The 1,293-nt window shown below is 59.8% G+C and carries 2 pseudogenes; both read left to right on the top strand.

The window, feature by feature from the left end:
• Positions 1 to 575 (top strand): annotated as a pseudogene (locus EFD56_RS32495) (Ulp1 family isopeptidase); the annotation flags it as partial.
• A gap of 448 nt (positions 576 to 1,023) precedes the next feature.
• Positions 1,024 to 1,247, top strand: a pseudogene (locus EFD56_RS33800) (hypothetical protein); the annotation flags it as partial.
• Positions 1,248 to 1,293 lie beyond the last annotated feature (46 nt).

Raw genomic sequence — 1,293 nt, 5'->3', positions numbered from 1 at the left:
TGGTTGACGGCACGCGGGCGCTCGTTAGACGTCTGGCGCGAAGAGACCGGCCAGCCGTGCTGCACCTCGACAACCTCGTCGCCGATCGGGAGCAACTCCAACGACGTCTGAGCACCGCGACCAACAGTGCTCGAGCGGGGGCTGCGGCGGCTGAACCGGAGTCCTCCACACAGATCGCCGATCCCGCAGAGTTTTGGCATGGAGTGGGTCAACCCGGCCAGCTTCCCGATAGCTGGAATACAGCGACCTTCCGGCAGGATTTGCCGTCAGCCGCCTATTCACCGGTGCAAAGCGTCAATCCGCCAGACGCACCATGGGAGCAAAGCTTGGGGGCATCGATCTTCGGCACCCCACAGTACACGCTGCCTGTGGACGACTTGGGAGGAGCTGTCCCTCCGAGCTGGCAACACCGCAATCAACCGGCACAGGCTGGCCTTCGGCTTGCGATGTCCTGGCTTGAGTTGCTGCCGAGCGCGGACAAACCCCAGACCAGCATCACTATCCATGGTGTGCCCTACACGGCCACTCTGGGGCCATCAGGCATGGAGAACGACATTTACCTTTTCCTGCAATAGGGTGGAGATGGATCGAGCAATAGATGCCAGTGGTTCTTGAAAAAGCACCAAACCGTTGAGAGAGAATCCGTTTTTACGCGGCCACGTGCAGCGCGCCAACCCAGATGAGACGATCCCCAGTGCCGGGGCAACATCGAATGTGCACGTCGTCCGTCTTCCTTCAAAACGTGACGTTTGGCCAGCATCCCAAGAGGCGACGGCTGTCGCATCTGAAGTGTAGACAGATACGGATGCGGGAAGAGCCTCGGGTGCGAAGGATGCTGGCGCGGTCGCTGAAGTGCTTAGTGCCGTCGATGACGGCCTATCCTTTGCGGGTTCTACTATGGCTTCAGGCCCGGACGACCCCCCCATGGCGCCGGATGCATTTCATGCGGCGATCATGAGCCAACGTGTGAGTTGGGTACTCGATGCCGACCCCGTATCCTGCAACTAATGCCTGCGGGCGGGTGCCGCGGTGGACCGACTTGTTCATCACGCAACGATCATTCGAAATGAACGTTGAAAGCTATCGACGACGTTCCACCCATGGGGGTCAAACGCCGGCGCGGCAGGCCAGCCTCATTCGCGACAATCAAAGGCACCGCACAGTTTGTCGCGGAGCGGCAATCAGACCACGATGAAGCTCTTGCCAGCGACAATCAACATGATAACTTCATCCCGACCGCGACATAAGAATCTCATCCAGATTGTCGCGCGCGTCTCATCCTGATCGCCGCCC

The sequence above is a fragment of the Rhizobium phaseoli genome, assembly GCF_003985125.1.
Lineage (GTDB): Bacteria > Pseudomonadota > Alphaproteobacteria > Rhizobiales > Rhizobiaceae > Rhizobium > Rhizobium phaseoli.
Note: the sequence above shows the minus strand (reverse complement) of the source record. Positions and strands in the feature narration are given on the sequence as shown.